Here is a 17,466-nt window from a genome sequence, read left to right as displayed (position 1 = left end):
CGGATTGATTGAAAAGGAATATATTAACGTCGAGAGAGAGCTCATTCCTTACTCTTTTGAGATTGAGCTAGGGGTTGAGTTGTTTGAAATATCGTTTGAATATAACGAGGTTAGTGATTTTTTTACCGCGAGTTTATCAAAAGATGGTGAAACATTGGTGGCTAATGAGAAAATCACATATGGCGAGCCATTATTTAGCGAAATTTACGATGAACGTTATCCAGCGCCAACAATTGTACCAATCGATGAATCGGGCAATGAATCGCGTGTAGGATGGGATAACTTTAATAAAACCGTATTCTTGGTGGTGATGAACGATTGAGCACACCATTATTTGGTCGAGTAGTAGAAATTACTACTGGAGCCGTTAAAATGAATAATACAAGTTTGGATATTGAATTTGAGGTCCCGTTCGATGATGATTTAGCACCGAACTTAAGTACAATTAGCGTTTACAACTTATCTAAAAACACCATCAGTCAGCTTAATAAAGGGCAAAAGTTTTCTTTAGTTGCAGGTTATCTAGCCGACAAAGGTTTGATTTTAGAGGGTGAAATCGCATCCCACTCAACTAAACGTGTCGGTACAGATAAACTGACAACAATTAAAGTGTTGGATTCTGTGCCATTTAAAGCGAACAAGACGTTACAAAAAGCTTATAAAAAAGCTATTAAGGCAGATGCATTGATTAAAGATTTAGCGAAAGCACTTGGGTTGAAAATCGCTGTACTTAAACTACCGTTAAACAAGGTTTATAAAAAGGGTTACTCGATTAACGGTGAAATCATCAAAGAAATACAAAAGATTGCTAAAGATTGCGGTGTGTCGTGTTATATCAATAAAGGTCAAACGTACATTAGACCACTTAGAGATGGCGACAACCACAATTTTATTTTGAACTCGAATACAGGATTAATTGGATCTCCTGAGTATTTTGAAAAAGAAATCAATAAGGCACAAGCGAAAGGTTATAAAGTTAAATCTTTATTACAATACCGCATGAACACAGCGTCAATCATCAAAATTGATGCAGTAGAAGTTAAAGCAAGTGTTCGGGTACAAAAAGGAAAACACACTTTCAAGGGTGATACATTTTACACGGAAGTGGAGGCGATTCTTTGAGTAATACATCAGCTTTTTTTGAAGGGTATCGAAGTGAAATATTAACAAGCATTAATACAGCGATGCCATGTAAGGTTTTATCATTTGATGAAGCTACATGTACCGCTAAAATTCAGCCGCTTTTTAAAACGAAAGAGTTCAATAAAGAACCTTTAGCGCTTGCCCCAATCGAAGATGTGCCAGTATTGTATCAACGTTTTAAAATGCATAATACGAGCGAAATCATTGAGTTTTATCCGCACTTACAAGCAGGGGACGTTGTACAAGTGGTATTTAACCAACGCGCTATTGATGATGCTCAAAATGGTTCGATTGTTTACCCTGGCGCACGAATGTTTAGCGTACATGACGCTGTTATCGTGGGGGTGTTTATGCAATGAAAACAATAGATTTAATCAACGGTGATTTGCATTTTGAAAATGGCGATTTTGTGTTAATTGATGGACCAGAAGAAGTTGCACAATGCGTTGAAATATCAATCGGCACTAATCTTGGTGGATGGTTTTTAGATGAATCAGCAGGTACAGAACACATGCTGTTGTTAGAAAAAACTACGGATGACGAAGCTCGTTCTGAAGTTTTGCGTGTTTTAGCACAAGAGGAACGTATCGATATGATTGAAAGTGTGACGGTTATCAGTGATAAAAAAGCGCGAAAACGCACAATAAACTATGTAGTTACTTTGGCTAGCGGTGTCGTCTTGGAAAGAGATGTGATTTTAAATGCTTGATAAAAACGGTTTTAAACGCAAGACATACGACGAACTTGTAAACGAAATGTCAGCGAAAGCAAAAGAACATTTCGGCTCGGATGCCAATGTAAGTAGCCGAGCTGCACTAGGTATTTTTATTCGCGTTATGGCTTGGTTTTTATCGCTGTTATGGCAAGACTTAGAAGATGTGTATTACAGTGCTTATCGTAAATCCGCTGAAGGTGTGCAGCTTGATAAGTTACTACCGTACGCTGGAATTACACGAAACTTAGCTGAATATGCATATGGTCAAGTCACTTTAAACGGTACAGCAGGACATACCGTAGAGAGTGGCTTTTTAGTTGGTACAGCAACGGATATTAACTTTGAAACGTTGTACGATGTAACACTTGATGCAAACGGTACAGCAGTATCGGAGATTGTTTGTACAACAATCGGATCAACAGGAAACGTTAATGCTAATACGATTACCATTATTGTCAATCCAGATGCAAATGTAACAAGTGTAAATAATACCGAACCAACAACGGGTGGCCGTGAAAAAGAGAGCGATGCAGAAGCTAGAGCTCGTTCAGAAGTTACAGTTGATGGATTGGGAAGTGCAACAGGTAACGCAATTCGTGCCCATTTATTAAGCATTTCCGACGTTCGCGCTGCACGTGTAATAGATAACGATACAGATACAGTAGATGAGTTCGGCACGCCGTCAAGGGCATTACAAACGTTTGTATTAGGCGGTGATGACGAGGATATCGCTTACTCTATTTTTAATAAAAAATCAGGTGGTATTCGCGCATATGGAACAACAGTAGTCGACGTAATCGATGATAGTTCACGTGTGCATCAAGTTGGCTTTACACGAGCTACCGAGGTGTCAGTGCACGTTAACGTACAAGTACGCACCAACACACTATTTAAAGAGCAAGACATAGCACAAATTAAAGACTTGCTTGTTAAATATGTTGGTGGTGTTGATACAACCGGCATAATTCATGCCGGTTTAAACATGGGAGACAGCGTTGTAGTTTCTCGCATGGTGTCACGCCTTTTTATTGATAGCGTTGAAGATGTAACCGTCACTGTATCTACGGACGGTGTAACTTATGATGATTTAAACATTGACGTGGCCGTTAACGAAGTGGCTCAATTAAATGCTTCAAACATCGAGGTGGTAGAGGTTGTATAGCGTAAAAAATATTATTAGTCGATTTTCAGACCATTTTGTTAAAAATCCTGATAGCAATATTTATAAGTTTATCTCTATATTTTCAGTGCAATTCGAAGAGGTAAAAGAAACGCTAAATAGAATGCGGTTATGGCGTGAAATTGATCGTGCAGAAGGTGCGACTTTAGATTTAATTGGGGAAAACGTCAATCAAAAACGTGGGTATGCAAGCGATGAAATTTATCGCGTGTTACTTAAATCAAAAATAGCGAGAAATCTTTCTGACGGATCTATTAATCATATGATTAACGTTATTGCTGGTGCACTTAATGTTGACCGGATTGATGTAGGAATTAGTGAATTGTGGGTTTTGAGCGATGAACCTGCAGCTATAAAAATCGACCAATTGCCATATAGTGCAATTGCTAGTACTGGTATCGATGGTCATAACTTAATTCGTTTGATTAAACAAACAGCGGCAGCTGGTGTAAAAGTAGATTCGGTCAATTTAGAAGGTACATTTGAATTCGGCGATGAAAGCTTAGAAGTTGATGCGAGTAAAGGCTTTGGTGATATACCACAAACAACGGGTGGGCATCTCGGCTTTGTGATTACTGATGAAAATATTAAAGATTTACCTATTTAAAGGGGGCAATGTAGGATGGCATTCAATAAACCATTACCAGTATGGAATGAACCTGGCGTAGAAGTTCCAAGTGCAATTAAAAATAGCGGATGGGGTGCAGGTATTAAACCACCAGCACCTTATTTTAATAATTTGCACCACAAAACTTACGAGGCGTTGAAAGAGCTGCAAGAAAAAGCAGCAGAAACTGCGGAAGTGCAAGAAATTAGTGAAAATTTGACCGAAGTGGATGAACGGTTTACTCAGCAATTGGCACAAACTGAATTAAAAATACCAACAATATCTAATTCAAAAGACATTATCCGTTTACAAAATCCGTATGGTAACTATCAAAATATACATCCGAAAGTGTTATTTTTCAAAGATAGTCTTTTTGGACATAAATACTGGATGGCATACACACCATATCCGGGAGGCAATACTACCCAAGAAAATCCATGTTTAGCGTGGTCGGATAACGGAATTGATTTCTTTGACTATTTTGGTTACGCAATAGAAGAGTGGAGTGGTGTTACAGGTGACTACAATAACGATACTCATTTAATCTACAATACAATTACAGGGCAGTTAGAAATCATGTGGCGTACAGCACTATTATCTCAAAGTAAATCGCAACTTAAAGTTGCAACATACGATGGGACTATATTAAACGCACCACGAATAGTTCGCGAGGGAACACTTAATACGGGTGATTTTTTATCTCCATCTGTGATTTACGAAGATGCGAAACATAAGATGTTAAGTGTCGCGTTATCTAGTAGTAGATGGCGTGTTTTTTATAGTGAAAGCAGCGATAATATGCAAACATGGACGGAACCAGTACAAGTTTTCGTTGAAGGTTTAGATAATACATGGTGGTTATGGCATATTGACTTTATTAAGACTGATCTGGGGTATGAAATGGTCGTACAAGCATATCGTACTGGACAATCTAACAACGATGCGGATTTGTATTACATGCAATCCAATGATTTATTAAATTGGACGAAACCTAAGGTGATTTTACAAAAATCAAAAAGCCCACGAGCATTTGATAATCGTGGGATATACCGCAGCAGTATTTTAAAAGTCGAGGGTGTTTATCAAATTTATTACAGCGCGCTCAACAGCAATGGCGTTCGAGCGATGGCATTAACTAGTGGTGAAAATATTTTTGCGTTACAAGGCTACGTTAATGATGAATACGTCTTAAATCCTACGATGATACAGTTTGGTAATCCAACTGCAATACCTAACAACCGTATTAATCGGGCAGGTTTAACTCGTTACGTTGAATCTACAAACGAGCTTCAAATTTGGAATGGTGCGCGATTTGTGCCAGCTGCATACAACGGCATGTCTCCGATTTTATTAAATAAATCCACTGACCAAACAATAACAGCTAACATGGAAACCGTTATACCTTTTGATACAAACGTTGAAAACACAGACAAATATTACATCAACGATACATTTACATCGCCTTACGACGGCAAATATCGCATTAATGCATCTTTACAATTTATTAATTTATCGCCAGGGGATTATATCGAGGTTATGGTACAAGTAGGCACAGCTAAACATTATCTATCGCGAGAGTATGTTAATGGTGCAACATATACAGCGTCACTTACACGCATTTTTGTAATGGCTAAAAATACGCAAGCTAAAATTATTGTTAAATCATCGAAAGATACATCTATAACACGTTACAACACAATCACAACATTACAAATCGAAAGAGTTTGATTTTTTTGTTAAAATTCACCCAACTCTCGGATATTTTGGTAATATAGTATAGAAATTAATTCTGAGAGTGGAGTGGTAGTTCTGTTTTACGTTTATTTGATTTTAGTATTTTTAATGAGCTCGTTGTATTTAACTGGTACATTTAACAGCATAGGAAGCATTGCGATTTCAGGTATGATTTTGTTGATATTTCCTATGTTGCTATTAAGAAAAAATAATAATTTTAAATTTCCTATATTTACAACATTATTAATGTATTTGTTTTTATTTGTGGCGGGTATTTCAGCTTTAAAAAACGGAGATATTAATTTAATGCTTAATGGTATAGTCATTTTTTCTTTGTTTTTAGCAGCAGTTGTAATACTACCATCAATAAATTTTACTAATAAAGTTGTATATAACGCTTTATTTTGGAGTCATGTACCTTTAACGGTAATCCCTTTACTTTTATATGGCATTAATACTAACCCGTATCGTGGAATTTTTTATAATCCTAATGCATTCGGCTCTATTGCAGCTACAATGTCGATAGCATTATCAGCAGTGTTTTTATTTAAATTAGAACAATATTTTTTAAAAACAGATAAGAAACAATCATTCAAAAATATAGCTTTCGATTTTTCATTATTATTGGTTTTACTGTTTTTAGTGGTTTTATCAGGGAGTAGAACCAGCTTATTAGCTGTAATATTCTGTTTGATTTTTGGTTTAATGATTGTTTCGTTACGATTAATAAAGTATCACCGATTCGGCTCTTTATTAAAAACAGTTATTTCTACGGCATTATTAGGAGTTATAACATTTTTAATTATAAAACTTACACCATTTTATGATTATTTATATTTTAATATCATTTATAAATTTGAAAGAAAACTTACAAACGGAGACGTCTTAGATACACGAGGTTCGGTTTGGGAACAAACTTTAAATCAATCTACTTTATTTGGTAACGGTAGTAACTATTTCTTAACTGCCACCGAGGTAGGAGCACATAACACTTTTGTTGGTCTGTTAGGTGAGTTCGGATGGGTACCTACACTTTTATTTGTTTTAGTCTTAATTATTTTTACGTTTAAAGGTATTAAATATGCAATATCAGATATTAATGATATGTATAGATATTTACCATTAATATCTTTAACAGGTTTTGTTTTACTTTCGATGGGCGAAGGTATGATGTTCAAGTTAATCATGCTTATCGCTTTCTTTAGTGCAGGAACGATATTTCAAAAGCATAAACAAGAACAAATAATTGAAAAACATGTCTTTAATCCAGTAATTAAAAGAAAAAGAAAACGTTTAGTTTGGCGTTAATAAGTAGTTCCAAATTGCGCAGTAACTTTTATTAGTAAACAGAGCAAAAACTTATTAAAGGTTGATTCTTCCATTTTGTCGAATTGAGTAGATAAAAGGAGGGGATTTGAATGAGAGAAAAAGTTTTTGTAGAGGAAAAAGAGCACTATAATTCACGTTTAGATTTTTATAAAAAAGAAGTAGAAACAGAAACAAAGAATGTTGAATCTGCTAGATTAAGGGTTACAATTTTAACTGAAATTGCCAGCTCGCTAACTTCTGGACCCGGAAAGTTTATATTAGATAACGATATCGATTCAGCAAGAAACGTGCTGGTAGAAGCTCAAAAAAATTTAACTCATGCTAGAGGAAATGTTAAAGCGTTTGAAAGTATAGTGGAAGCATTCGAAAGTTAATTTTTAAGCACTCTCAACCGAGGGTGCTTTTTATATTGCTTTTCAAACGATTCGAGATGGGCAACTACCCATAAAGTAGTATTTCGATTCGTCTGAGTGAGAGTGATTTTCATGTAAAAAAGGAGAGTGGGGCAATGGATGTAGTAGCAATCGTTTCAGCAGCAAGTCAAATCGCAAACTCACAAGTTGTGTGGTCAATTTTGTGTATCGGTCTTGCGGTGTACGTGTTGAAGCATTCTAGTAAGCGCGAGGAGCGCCTGCTTAATAACTTAGATAAATTAACAGCAGCTCAAACAGAGCAAGCCAAAACTATGGAAAAAATCAGCGAGAGTTTAGAAACAGTTGAAGGTCGTATGGATCGCATGGAAAAACACATTTATAAGGAGAGTGCATAAGCATGGATTTAACAGGATTAATTTTAGTAGCGTTAACTTTAGTAGCAATTGTTACGGCAGTAGTTGAGGTAGTCAAAAAAACATTTACAATTAAAGCGCAATTCTTACCGATTACATCGATTGTAGTCGGTATTTTTATTGCTTTAATTGTCTGGCCGTTAAGTGAGTATGAGCTTTATTACATGCTTATCGTTGGCTTAATTGCTGGACTTGCAGCTAGCGGCACATTTGATGCACTTAAAGCTGTCGGGAAAAAGGAAGGTGAGTCAAAATGACCTATGCAGTAGCTGAACTAAAAACAGGTGATAAAATCGGGAAAGCAACAGTTGTTATCGACATCATCAAGAAAGGCAATCCAGAAATTCGACCATGCACATCCATGAAACCGCAGTATGTGACGATTCACAACACGGGCAACCGTGGTAAAGGCGCTAATGCAAAAGCTCACAACCATTTAATACACAACTTAGCCGGTAAGCCTATACGCGAGACCTCACACGTTTCTTGGCATGTTGCGATTGATGAAGATTATATTTACATTCACATTCCGTTTAACGAAACGGCTTGGCATTGTGGTGACGGGGCGAAAGGAAACGGCAACAGCAAATCGATCGGCCTTGAAATTTGTATGCACAGTGACCAGAAAAGTTATGATCAAGCGGAAGAAAACGCAATCGCTCTTACGGTCCATTTGATGCGCTATTACAATTTGTCAGCTAAAGACGTACGACCGCACCAAGATTGGAGCGGTAAGTATTGTCCAGAGCTGATTTTGCGCCGAGATGGTACATTTGCAAAGTATCGCGCTCGAGTAGATGCAGCCCATCAAATCGCAGTCTCAGCCAATAAAAATACTGGGAAAAAAGGAGATGCAAACATTATGCAATTTACTTCATCAACAACTAAGTCAGCAGTTCGCGACGAGCTGGTACAATTCGTAGGTAAAGGTCTTATTGATAAATCATGGTTAGATAAATTCGATAAGGGTGATATGACAAACGGTGATTACGATGGCCTTAAAGTGATTGTTAATCAGCGTTTAGCTACTACAAAATAATTCAAAGCCTGGTACCATAATGGTGCTGGGCTTTTTTTGTAGCAAAACAGGAACATTTGTTCTATAATTAAATCTAAAAAGGATGGTTTTGAATGCTTGCGGATTTAATGAAACTAGCAACACCAATACACAATTACATCATTTTGGACATGACATTAAAAACACTTGAGCGTGACCGCCAATACATCGGTCAACTCAAAATGGCCTCAGTATTTGACCAATGGTATGACCTGCAAAATAAGAAGGTTTTTGAAGAGATGAAAGCCAACCGCGACCTGCTCTACAAAGCCGGGTGTAAAGTCGAAAAAACAGGAGCCGATGATCTAGTAACCGAATACACAATTTTGTTTCGTGGGCACTCAGAAGTTCGCCGTTACTCAAATATCGCTATTCGAAATGGGGTAATGGAAGAAACTAAGCGATTACTAGGCATGGAGTACCGCAAGCCTGAACAGTAAAAACCTCGAAATCGACAGTTTCGCGTATTTCATTTACTTTACCTAGCAAATATTGTAAATTTGCTAAAAGGGTGGTGAATAGATGCACGAATATAAAATAACCGTAAGAAATAATCAGAAATTAGAATTTGAAAGCTCGAAGCACATAACAAAAATGCACGCAGTTGATTTTGGTGGTGTGCCATTCGTGATATTCGAGGACGCGAGAATGGCCGTTAATTTATTAAACGTAAAGGAATTAGTCATCGATGGGATTTCATTCAAACTTAGAGGATATGCAGTGCATTAAAAAATAAAACCTTCCAGCGATGTGCGGAAGGTTTTTGTTATTATAAATTATCGACAGCGTATTGAGCTTCTTCTTTAGTGAATTGTTCACCGTATTCCGAAATCAATTGGTCATAAATAGCTGAGTCTGACATATCCATCGTATCAGCATATGATTGAGCTTTCTTTAAAGCATTTTCTTTCCAATCAAACTTAATATTATCGATGGCATATTTTGCTGCTTCCACCGGGAAACTTTCTCCATACTCCGAAGTTAATTGATCGTAGATAGCTGCTTTTGACATATTCATAGTTTCTGCATATGATTCTGCTTTTCTTAATGCAGACTTATATTCTCTCGGAATACTTTCTTCTTTAGCTTTCTTTTCAGCTGCCGCCTTCGCTTCCGCTTCCTCTTTAGCCTTAGCCTCGGCTGCTGCAATAGCTTTTTGTTCAGCTTTAACTTTTTCCTCCGCTTCTTTTTGTTCACGTGCCGCTTTTTCTTCTGGTGTTTCTTCTTTTTCGGCTTCAACTTCTTTGGTTTCTGTTGCTACGGCCTTTTCTGGCTCATTAGTAGGTTCTGTGTCATCAACAATAGCAAACAAAAAGAATGATGCAACTGCAGTTAGAGCTGAAATCTTAGTGTATTTGAAAAACTTTTTACTTTTTTCAGGATTCTTCTTTTTGTTAATAATAGCAATGGGGATCAATACGAATAAAGCGAAAAAAGTAAATGCAAATAATAGTGCGAATAGTGTAGACATGAAATCTCTCCTTAATGTGTTATGGTTATATTTTACTACAATTACAAAATTATTGCAGTGATAAAAATATAAGGTTTATAAAACGTTCCTTCTATATAAAATGGATAATCTTAATTCATAGGGGCTTGTACCCCAAAAGTACCCCAAATCGTTACATCTAAATATACAAAATTACAAATCAACAAAATTCTAGTAGTCGGAAAAATGCTTTAATACTGCATGTAAATGTTTTTGTGATACAATAATACAGGTCCAATCGAAGTACTGTTTTTACTTTAGAAAAGCGAGGAATAAAAATGTCAGAAAAACAATTACCAATTCGTTATGAATTAATTAAAACATGTGCGCAAACAGGAGCGCGTTTAGGGATTGTGCATACGCCGCACGGTTCTTTTGAAACACCAACGTTTATGCCAGTAGGGACACAGGCAACTGTAAAAGCAATGAGCCCGGAAGAATTAAAAGAAATGAATGCTGGAATCATCCTATCAAACACATATCATTTATGGTTACGTCCAGGGAATGACATCGTGAAAGAAGCAGGCGGATTACACAAATTCATGAACTGGGATCGTCCGATTTTAACCGATTCAGGCGGCTTCCAAGTGTTCTCTTTATCAAAATTCCGTAAAATCGAAGAAGAGGGCGTTCATTTCCGTAACCACTTAAACGGCGATAAATTATTCTTATCTCCAGAAAAAGCAATGGAAATCCAAAATGATTTAGGCTCAGATATTATGATGGCTTTCGATGAGTGTCCACCATTCCCAGCAACATACGAATACATGGAAGCATCAGTAGACCGTACAACACGTTGGGCAAAACGCTGTAAAGATGCACATCAGCGTCCAGACGAGCAAGGGCTATTCGGGATTATTCAAGGTGGGGAATACGAGGAATTACGTCGTAAATCAGCAGAAGCACTAGTTGCATTAGATTTCCCAGGTTATGCAATCGGTGGGTTATCAGTTGGTGAACCAAAAGATATTATGAACAAAGTATTAGATTTCACCGCACCGATGATGCCAGCAGACAAGCCTCGTTACTTAATGGGTGTTGGTTCTCCTGACTCACTTATTGACGGAGCTATCCGAGGAATCGATATGTTCGACTGTGTATTACCAACACGTATTGCACGTAACGGTACATTAATGACAAGCGAAGGTCGTATGGTCATTAAAAATGCAAAATACGCAAAAGATTTCACACCAATCGATGCAACATGTGATTGCTACACTTGTAAAAACTACACACGTGCTTATGTACGTCACTTAATGCGTACAGAAGAAACATTTGGTTTACGTTTAACGTCTTATCACAACTTACGCTTTTTAATTAAAACAATGGAGCAAGTGCGTGAAGCAATTCGCGAGGATCGCTTAGGTGATTTCAAAGAGGAATTCTTTGAAAAGTATGGTTATAATAAGCCAAATGCAAAAAACTTCTAATAATTTGAAGGTATTTTAGCAGAAATTAGCGGTTTCTTAACTTTTTAAGAAAGTTTAGAGTTTTTTTACGCAAAAAGATGCAATTGTATACTATACTATGAAAGTGAAATATAGAAAGGGGGCAATTTGAGAATGGATTCTTTATATCAATTTTTACCGATTATCGTAATGTTTGTTGCGATGTGGTTCATTTTAATTCGTCCAGCACAAAAACGTCAAAAGGCGACATCACAAATGCAAAATGACTTAAAACGCGGCGATAAGGTCGTTACTGTTGGTGGATTACATGGTGAAGTCGACGCAATTGAAGATGCAACTGTATACTTACTAGTTGACGGCAACACACGTTTAAAATTCGAACGCCAAGCAATTGGACGCGTAGAATCAGTGTAACAAAAAAGAAGCTTGTGGAATTAATTTTCCACAAGCTTTTTTGTATGCTTTCATAAGAATTTGTTTAAGCTAAGTATGAGGTGAAATCGATGAATGATTACTTACTCATTCTTATGCGTACTATCCTTTTATATATTATTTTACTTGTTGTATTTCGTCTAATGGGCAAGCGTGAAGTCGGTGAGCTGAGCATTGTGGATTTAGCGATTTTTGTGTTAATGGCAGAAGTGGCTGCACTTGCGCTAGACGATGTACATAATGATTTAGGAAAGGCAATTTTACCAATTGGCATTTTGTTTTTTATTCAATATGTGAATTCATGGTTTATCCTAAAAAATAAGCGCTTACGTGACTTTATCGAAGGAGACCCGTCGCTGATTATACGGGACGGTTGGCTTTGTGAAAAGGAAATGAATAAGCAACGCTATAACTTAGATGATTTACTCCAGCAACTCCGTGAGCAAGGAGTAGGTTCCGTACAAGACGTTGCCTACGCATTTTTAGAGCAATCGGGGAAGCTATCGATTTATTTAAAGGAGCAGGAAGGTGCTCCGGCACTCATTTTGCCACTTGTTCTAGATGGCTATGTGGATAAGCGCCATTTGAAAATTATTGATAAAGATCGTGCTTGGCTTGAACACGAACTCATGTTGCAGGGCTATACGAATCTACGAGATATTTTTTATTGTAGCTATGAAAATGGGAAATGGTTTGTTCAACTACGAGCGCGTAAAAATCGAACGTAGATAGATGAAGTCTTGTAGGCGAATCTGTTTAGTGAGAATGAGTAAAGCGACTGTGACAATGAGTGTGATGGCTAATTGAAGCGCAATTGGAAACTGTGCTGTATAGATAGGCAAAATCGCAACTGTCGCAACAAATATACTATAAGGCATGACAAAAAATCGAAAGCCAACACGAACATTCCGCTGTTGCTTAATCGATGCGATGTGTAAAAAGGACGTAATGAGTACGCCAAAACCAATCGCTAAGATTGCCCCGTATTCTTGAATGGCAGGTTGAGATGCTAGGAAAAATAATAAAAACAGCTTTCCAACACCACCATAAATGGAGTTCATCATGGCTGCTTGTGCCTCGTCCATCGCCTGCAAAATCGCATGAAGTGGACTTTGAATATAATAAAAATAAAAGATTGGTGCTAAAATTTTCATATAGCCTCGATTTTCTTCTAAGTGAAACAAAATCATCACAAGTTCGTCTCCATGTATGAAGAATACGGTCGCTGCAATACAACCAACTAATGAACTAAGCCGTAACGAATGCGTTATACGTTTATTTAATAAAGGCAAATCGTTGCGCGCAATCGCATTACTAACAGCAGGCACGAGAATAATTGAGAGTGCACTTGGAATAAATGCTGGAAATAATAATAGTGGAATATGTACGCCAGAAATGACGCCGTACATAGTGGTTGCGGCCCCGGCCGTCAATCCAGCCACTGTTAACGCCTTTAAAAAAACGATGGGCTCCAAAAACCATGTAAATGTACCAAAGAGCTTACTTCCTGCAGAAGGTAGCGCAATTTGCATGATTGGCTTTACATGAGAGGTTGTTTTACTCGTTGTAATAGCCTTACGTTTCGAGCGGATGTAAAAATAACTTAAAAAGACAAGTGAAAATATTTCTCCAATGGCTGTAATACCCATCGCTGCAGCGGCGGTCTTAGCAGGAGAATCAGAAATAAAGAATGGCAATGCAACAATAATGAGTCCCATGCGGACAACTTGTTCAAGAAGTTGTGCCCAAGCAGTAGGCGCTATTTTTGTTAATCCTTGTAAGTAGGCTTTGAATAGGCTCGCGAACACAACAACCGGAATAGTAAAGACACTAATATAAAGCGTATAAATTAAATTTTCATTATGTAATAGTGTTTTTGCAATCAATGGGGTACTTAACAATACTAATGGAGTAAATATAATAATTGAAATGAGAGAAAGTTTAGAAGCGCTTTTCATAACAGCAGCGATTTGTTCGTTTTTTCGCGTGGCATCATATTGTGCAATGAGCTTAGATACAGCGATTGGGATGCCGAGCTGAATGAGCGAGATAAAAAAGATGAATGTTGGGTAGGCCGTCATATAGAGCCCGACAACTTCTTCACCTGCAATACGCATAAATTGCATGCGGTAAACAAAGCCAAAGCATTTTGAAATGAAAATTACCAGCATTAAAAATAACGTTCCCTTTAAAAATGAGCCCAATTACCTTCTGCTCTCCCCCTTCTTGTTCGTATACAATTAACGTATGCTCCAATAATTTAAGTTAAAACCGGTAGAAGGAGTGATTGATGTGCAAATTCCATATTCAGCACTATATGAGAAAGTACAAGAGATTTTGAAGAACAAAGTCGAAGAATTTCATTATTACGGGTATCATTCGATTACCACACAAGATTTGTGGCGTTACTGCATTGATAAATTATGGCGCAAACAAGATGTTCAAAATTTAAGGTTGCACGAGCTTACTTCAGGGATCTTCCGAGTGAGTGCCTCTCAGGTGCTCAATTATTTGCAGATAAGTGATTTGAAGAAACCAGGCGTTCAAGTGATGTTATCTAAGGAAGAAATTAACGAATTATTTCAACGGAAATAAATGTTTTTTCGGAAAATAGCGAAAATGATTCAAAATATCTAGTAATAATTTGACAGTTTCCGCAAGCTGTTTCATAATGAGAGTGTTGTGCTTTTCAATGCGGAGATTTATTATATTTGAAAAGCAAAAAAGTATGTAACTCATAGGTACATAATTTGTAAAAGGCAGTATGCTGTTTTTTATCGCATGCGTTTTGTGCGACATTGAGGAGGATTTTTAAATGAAATTAGTCAACCGTATAATTACGTTTGTTCTTGTCGTAGCGCTGCTATTTACAGGGATGGGCACAACGGTAGAGAAGGTTTTAAACGATGTGAAGCTCGGCTTAGACCTTCAAGGTGGATTCGAAGTTCTTTATGAAGTTGAATCATTAGTTGATGGACAGAAAATAACACCACAAGTGCTTACAGATACAACCACAGCACTGAATGGCCGTATTAATGAGTTTGGTGTTAGTGAGCCAAGCATTCAAGTTGAAGGGGAAGACCGTATTCGTGTCCAGTTAGCTGGTTTAGATGATCAGTCATCAGCACGTGAATTATTATCAAGTACGGCCAATCTTACGTTCCGCGACGTGAACGATAACATTTTACTTGATGGTACGGATTTAAAAGAAGGTGGTGCGAATGCATCATTTGACCAACAAAACCTTCCAATCGTTACGTTAACATTAAAAGATGCAGCGAAATTTGCTGAGGTTACACAAAAAGTTATGAGCATGGGTGCGCCAAATAACTTATTAGTCGTTTGGTTAGACTTTGAAGAAGGCGTCGATTCATACGCTGCAGAAAGTCAAAAGCCACCAGCAGATCAGAAATTCCAATCGGCAGCTTCTGTAACACAAGTGTTAAATACTACAGATGTTATGATTTCTGGTAACTTCACAGTTGATGAAACAAAGCAGTTTGCTTCTGTGTTAAACGCAGGTTCATTACCAGTTAAATTAACAGAAATTTTCTCGACATCAGTAGGAGCACAGTTTGGTGCAGATGCATTGAAAGATACAGTATTTGCTGGCATTGTCGGCGTACTATTAATCTTCATATTCATGTTACTGTACTACCGCTTACCAGGTTTTATTTCGATTATTACATTAAGCGTCTTCACGTACTTAGTGTTAATCGTGTTTAACGGGATTAATGCGGTATTAACATTACCAGGTATTGCGGCGATCGTATTAGGTATCGGGATGGCAGTAGACGCCAACATCTTAACGGCAGAGCGTATTCGTGAGGAATTACGTGTCGGCCATACAGTAAAAGATGCCTTTAAATTAGGTTCAAAATCATCGTTAACAGCGATTATCGATGCGCAGTTAACAACGTTACTTGCAGCGGTAGTATTATTCTACTTTGGGACAAGTTCGGTTAAAGGTTTCGCAACGACATTAATCATTTCGATTCTATTATCATTCGTAACAGCGGTTTGGGGTTCACGTATGCTACAAGGTTTACTTGTAAATAGTGGTTACTTCAACAACCCAGCGTGGTTTGGTATTAGTAAATCGAAACAACATAATCTTGAAGAGGGTATTACTTCATTAGATTTAACAACAAAATTTGATAAAATGAACTTTGTTGAAAACCGCAAAAAGTTCTATGCACTATCAACAATTATCCTTGTTGCAGGGATCATTGTACTTGGCGTGTTTAAGCTAAATCTTGGAATCGATTTTTCACAAGGTACACGTGTAGAAATCGGGGCAGAACAAGCGTTAACGAAGCAAGAAGTAGTGGATTATTTAGATGAAATCGGCTTTGCAAATGAAGATGTTGTCATTTCAGGCGATGACCAAAAAACAGCCGTAACACGCTACAAAGATGACTTCTCTCAACAAGAAGTATTAGACTTTAAAGCTGCTATTTCTGAAAAGTATGGTCAGGAACCAAGCTTAAGTACGGTATCAGCGACAGTTGGTAAAGAGCTAGCTGCCAATGCGATTAAAGCGTTAGCGTTTGCGGCACTTGGTATTATTATTTATGTAGCTATTCGCTTCGAATGGCGAATGGGTTTAGGTGCGATTATTTCGTTACTTCATGACGTATTCTTCATTGTTGTTATTTTCAGTATGTTACGTTTAGAAGTCGATATTACTTTCATCGCAGCGGTGTTAACAATCGTTGGTTACTCAATTAACGATACGATTGTAACGTTTGACCGTATCCGTGAAAATATTGACCGCGCAGGTGTCATTACGTCAAAACAAGACCTTGCCTTAATCGTCAATAAGTCGCTTCGTCAAACGATGGGACGCTCAGTAAACACTGTATTAACAGTAATCGTTGTTGTAGTTGCTTTAATTTTCTTAGGCGCTCCTTCGATTCAAAACTTCTCAATTGCCTTATTAATTGGTTTAGTAACAGGTATGTATTCATCAATTTGTATCGCAGCACAAGTTTGGTACTCATTAAAGGTTCGTGAAATGAACAAAAAAGGTACTACAGTTGTGAAAAAAGAGAAAAAACAATGGGGTTCAGACGAGCCACAAGTATAAGTCAAATCAAAAAGCATTCGATAAGTTTTCGCTTATCGAATGTTTTTTGTTTTATAATTTCAAAAAGACGGGAATAGAATTTAGAGTTAGCTAATTTAAAAAAGAGTAGGTGAAAAAGATAATGAAAATACAATGGACATTAGTAATTGGACTTATTTTTGCGATAATTATCGCGATTTTCGCAACCGTAAACGTTGACAAGGTTCCGGTAGATTATGTATTTGGAGAAGCGTATTGGCCATTAATTCTTGTAATTTTAGGGTCGATGTTAGTTGGCTTTATCATTAGCTTTTGCTTCTCGGCGTTCCGTATGCTGAGCAGTCAAAATCAAACGAAAGCTGTCCGTAAAGAGCTAGAAAGTGCGCGTACATTAGTTAATGAAAAGGATAATGAAATTCTTCGTTTAAAAGGAGAATTACGTGAACGAGGAGCTTCTGCGTTTGTTGTAGAAGAGCTTCCAGATACAGAATCCAATGTAGACCTGCACAAATAATG

22 protein-coding genes are annotated in these 17,466 nt (G+C 37.3%); 20 read left to right on the top strand and 2 right to left on the bottom strand.

Features of this window, described 5'->3' with window-relative positions; translation table 11 throughout:
- Window positions 1-4: 4 nt before the first annotated feature.
- The 14 genes from NSQ62_RS14380 to NSQ62_RS14315 all read left to right on the top strand — a co-directional run bounded on the left by NSQ62_RS14380 (window position 5) and on the right by NSQ62_RS14315 (window position 9,281).
- Window positions 5-322, top strand: a complete 318-nt coding sequence (locus NSQ62_RS14380) for a hypothetical protein (RefSeq protein ID WP_341320821.1) — start codon at window positions 5-7, stop codon at window positions 320-322.
- A complete protein-coding gene (locus NSQ62_RS14375; protein WP_341320820.1) occupies window positions 319-1,122 on the top strand; it encodes a hypothetical protein in 804 nt (267 codons plus the stop codon). The genes NSQ62_RS14380 and NSQ62_RS14375 overlap by 4 nt, the downstream gene beginning before the upstream one ends.
- The gene (locus NSQ62_RS14370) at window positions 1,119-1,502 is read left to right on the top strand and encodes a Gp138 family membrane-puncturing spike protein (protein WP_341320819.1); all 384 of its coding nucleotides are present in this window, start codon (window positions 1,119-1,121) and stop codon (window positions 1,500-1,502) included. The genes NSQ62_RS14375 and NSQ62_RS14370 overlap by 4 nt, the downstream gene beginning before the upstream one ends.
- Window positions 1,499-1,852: a DUF2634 domain-containing protein gene (locus NSQ62_RS14365; protein ID WP_341320818.1), complete on the top strand. Its 354-nt coding sequence runs from the start codon at window positions 1,499-1,501 to the stop codon at window positions 1,850-1,852. Before NSQ62_RS14370 ends, NSQ62_RS14365 begins: the two co-directional genes overlap by 4 nt.
- Window positions 1,845-3,020 (top strand): baseplate J/gp47 family protein, encoded by a 1,176-nt coding sequence (locus NSQ62_RS14360; protein ID WP_341320817.1) that lies wholly within the window; start codon window positions 1,845-1,847, stop codon window positions 3,018-3,020. The genes NSQ62_RS14365 and NSQ62_RS14360 overlap by 8 nt, the downstream gene beginning before the upstream one ends.
- Complete coding sequence (locus tag NSQ62_RS14355; protein ID WP_341320816.1) at window positions 3,013-3,645, top strand: hypothetical protein; 633 nt, start codon at window positions 3,013-3,015, stop codon at window positions 3,643-3,645. The genes NSQ62_RS14360 and NSQ62_RS14355 overlap by 8 nt, the downstream gene beginning before the upstream one ends.
- 15 nt (window positions 3,646-3,660) lie before the next feature.
- A complete protein-coding gene (locus NSQ62_RS14350; protein WP_341320815.1) occupies window positions 3,661-5,373 on the top strand; it encodes a hypothetical protein in 1,713 nt (570 codons plus the stop codon).
- A gap of 123 nt (window positions 5,374-5,496) precedes the next feature.
- Window positions 5,497-6,687 (top strand): hypothetical protein, encoded by a 1,191-nt coding sequence (locus NSQ62_RS14345; RefSeq protein WP_341320814.1) that lies wholly within the window; start codon window positions 5,497-5,499, stop codon window positions 6,685-6,687.
- 110 nt (window positions 6,688-6,797) lie between these two features.
- A complete protein-coding gene (locus NSQ62_RS14340; RefSeq protein ID WP_341320813.1) occupies window positions 6,798-7,082 on the top strand; it encodes a hypothetical protein in 285 nt (94 codons plus the stop codon).
- A gap of 134 nt (window positions 7,083-7,216) precedes the next feature.
- Entirely contained in the window at window positions 7,217-7,477 is a 261-nt protein-coding gene (locus NSQ62_RS14335) for a BhlA/UviB family holin-like peptide (RefSeq protein ID WP_341320812.1), read from the top strand.
- Window positions 7,478-7,479: 2 nt separating this feature from the next.
- On the top strand, window positions 7,480-7,752 hold the full coding sequence (locus tag NSQ62_RS14330; RefSeq protein ID WP_341320811.1) for a holin: 273 nt from the start codon (window positions 7,480-7,482) through the stop codon (window positions 7,750-7,752).
- Window positions 7,749-8,534 (top strand): N-acetylmuramoyl-L-alanine amidase, encoded by a 786-nt coding sequence (locus tag NSQ62_RS14325; RefSeq protein ID WP_341320810.1) that lies wholly within the window; start codon window positions 7,749-7,751, stop codon window positions 8,532-8,534. The genes NSQ62_RS14330 and NSQ62_RS14325 overlap by 4 nt, the downstream gene beginning before the upstream one ends.
- 92 nt (window positions 8,535-8,626) lie before the next feature.
- On the top strand, window positions 8,627-8,992 hold the full coding sequence (locus NSQ62_RS14320; RefSeq protein ID WP_341320809.1) for a hypothetical protein: 366 nt from the start codon (window positions 8,627-8,629) through the stop codon (window positions 8,990-8,992).
- Window positions 8,993-9,074: 82 nt separating this feature from the next.
- Entirely contained in the window at window positions 9,075-9,281 is a 207-nt protein-coding gene (locus NSQ62_RS14315) for a hypothetical protein (protein ID WP_341320808.1), read from the top strand.
- Window positions 9,282-9,321: 40 nt separating this feature from the next.
- Here NSQ62_RS14315 and NSQ62_RS14310 read toward each other — a convergent pair whose 3' ends face one another.
- The gene (locus NSQ62_RS14310; protein ID WP_341320807.1) at window positions 9,322-10,023 is read right to left on the bottom strand and encodes an Ltp family lipoprotein; all 702 of its coding nucleotides are present in this window, start codon (window positions 10,021-10,023) and stop codon (window positions 9,322-9,324) included.
- Window positions 10,024-10,319: 296 nt separating this feature from the next.
- On the opposite strand from NSQ62_RS14310, the gene tgt reads away from it, so the two are divergent.
- The 3 genes from tgt to NSQ62_RS14295 all read left to right on the top strand — a co-directional run bounded on the left by tgt (window position 10,320) and on the right by NSQ62_RS14295 (window position 12,610).
- On the top strand, window positions 10,320-11,471 hold the full coding sequence (gene tgt / locus NSQ62_RS14305) for a tRNA guanosine(34) transglycosylase Tgt (protein WP_341320806.1): 1,152 nt from the start codon (window positions 10,320-10,322) through the stop codon (window positions 11,469-11,471).
- A 132-nt stretch (window positions 11,472-11,603) separates the two neighbouring features.
- Window positions 11,604-11,864: a preprotein translocase subunit YajC gene (gene yajC / locus NSQ62_RS14300; protein ID WP_341320805.1), complete on the top strand. Its 261-nt coding sequence runs from the start codon at window positions 11,604-11,606 to the stop codon at window positions 11,862-11,864.
- A gap of 89 nt (window positions 11,865-11,953) precedes the next feature.
- Window positions 11,954-12,610 (top strand): DUF421 domain-containing protein, encoded by a 657-nt coding sequence (locus tag NSQ62_RS14295; RefSeq protein WP_341320804.1) that lies wholly within the window; start codon window positions 11,954-11,956, stop codon window positions 12,608-12,610.
- Here the strand turns inward: NSQ62_RS14295 and NSQ62_RS14290 are convergent.
- The gene (locus NSQ62_RS14290) at window positions 12,584-14,086 is read right to left on the bottom strand and encodes an oligosaccharide flippase family protein (RefSeq protein WP_341320803.1); all 1,503 of its coding nucleotides are present in this window, start codon (window positions 14,084-14,086) and stop codon (window positions 12,584-12,586) included. The two genes, NSQ62_RS14295 and NSQ62_RS14290, sit on opposite strands and share 27 nt — an antisense overlap.
- Window positions 14,087-14,174: 88 nt before the next feature.
- On the opposite strand from NSQ62_RS14290, the gene NSQ62_RS14285 reads away from it, so the two are divergent.
- From NSQ62_RS14285 to NSQ62_RS14275, 3 genes are all read left to right on the top strand, one after another.
- Window positions 14,175-14,477 (top strand): post-transcriptional regulator, encoded by a 303-nt coding sequence (locus tag NSQ62_RS14285; protein WP_341320802.1) that lies wholly within the window; start codon window positions 14,175-14,177, stop codon window positions 14,475-14,477.
- Between the two features lie 220 nt (window positions 14,478-14,697).
- Complete coding sequence (gene secDF, locus NSQ62_RS14280; RefSeq protein WP_341320801.1) at window positions 14,698-16,971, top strand: protein translocase subunit SecDF; 2,274 nt, start codon at window positions 14,698-14,700, stop codon at window positions 16,969-16,971.
- A 121-nt stretch (window positions 16,972-17,092) separates the two neighbouring features.
- A complete protein-coding gene (locus NSQ62_RS14275) occupies window positions 17,093-17,464 on the top strand; it encodes a lipopolysaccharide assembly protein LapA domain-containing protein (RefSeq protein WP_341320800.1) in 372 nt (123 codons plus the stop codon).
- Window positions 17,465-17,466 lie beyond the last annotated feature (2 nt).

It is taken from the genome of Solibacillus sp. FSL H8-0523 (assembly GCF_038051985.1).
In the GTDB taxonomy this organism is placed as follows: Bacteria; Bacillota; Bacilli; order Bacillales_A; family Planococcaceae; genus Solibacillus.
Note: the sequence above shows the minus strand (reverse complement) of the source record. Positions and strands in the feature narration are given on the sequence as shown.

What these genes read in the sequence shown, in the direction of transcription:
- NSQ62_RS14335 (WP_341320812.1), top strand. Translation starts at nt 7,217, where the DNA reads ATGGATGTAGTAGCAATCGTTTCAGCAGCAAGTCAAATCGCAAACTCA.
- yajC (WP_341320805.1), top strand. Translation starts at nt 11,604, where the DNA reads ATGGATTCTTTATATCAATTTTTACCGATTATCGTAATGTTTGTTGCG.
- NSQ62_RS14325 (WP_341320810.1), top strand. Translation starts at nt 7,749, where the DNA reads ATGACCTATGCAGTAGCTGAACTAAAAACAGGTGATAAAATCGGGAAA.
- tgt (WP_341320806.1), top strand. Translation starts at nt 10,320, where the DNA reads ATGTCAGAAAAACAATTACCAATTCGTTATGAATTAATTAAAACATGT.
- NSQ62_RS14310 (WP_341320807.1), bottom strand. Translation starts at nt 10,023, where the DNA reads ATGTCTACACTATTCGCACTATTATTTGCATTTACTTTTTTCGCTTTA.
- NSQ62_RS14275 (WP_341320800.1), top strand. Translation starts at nt 17,093, where the DNA reads ATGAAAATACAATGGACATTAGTAATTGGACTTATTTTTGCGATAATT.
- NSQ62_RS14320 (WP_341320809.1), top strand. Translation starts at nt 8,627, where the DNA reads ATGCTTGCGGATTTAATGAAACTAGCAACACCAATACACAATTACATC.
- NSQ62_RS14315 (WP_341320808.1), top strand. Translation starts at nt 9,075, where the DNA reads ATGCACGAATATAAAATAACCGTAAGAAATAATCAGAAATTAGAATTT.
- NSQ62_RS14360 (WP_341320817.1), top strand. Translation starts at nt 1,845, where the DNA reads ATGCTTGATAAAAACGGTTTTAAACGCAAGACATACGACGAACTTGTA.
- NSQ62_RS14340 (WP_341320813.1), top strand. Translation starts at nt 6,798, where the DNA reads ATGAGAGAAAAAGTTTTTGTAGAGGAAAAAGAGCACTATAATTCACGT.
- NSQ62_RS14365 (WP_341320818.1), top strand. Translation starts at nt 1,499, where the DNA reads ATGAAAACAATAGATTTAATCAACGGTGATTTGCATTTTGAAAATGGC.
- NSQ62_RS14295 (WP_341320804.1), top strand. Translation starts at nt 11,954, where the DNA reads ATGAATGATTACTTACTCATTCTTATGCGTACTATCCTTTTATATATT.
- NSQ62_RS14330 (WP_341320811.1), top strand. Translation starts at nt 7,480, where the DNA reads ATGGATTTAACAGGATTAATTTTAGTAGCGTTAACTTTAGTAGCAATT.
- secDF (WP_341320801.1), top strand. Translation starts at nt 14,698, where the DNA reads ATGAAATTAGTCAACCGTATAATTACGTTTGTTCTTGTCGTAGCGCTG.
- NSQ62_RS14350 (WP_341320815.1), top strand. Translation starts at nt 3,661, where the DNA reads ATGGCATTCAATAAACCATTACCAGTATGGAATGAACCTGGCGTAGAA.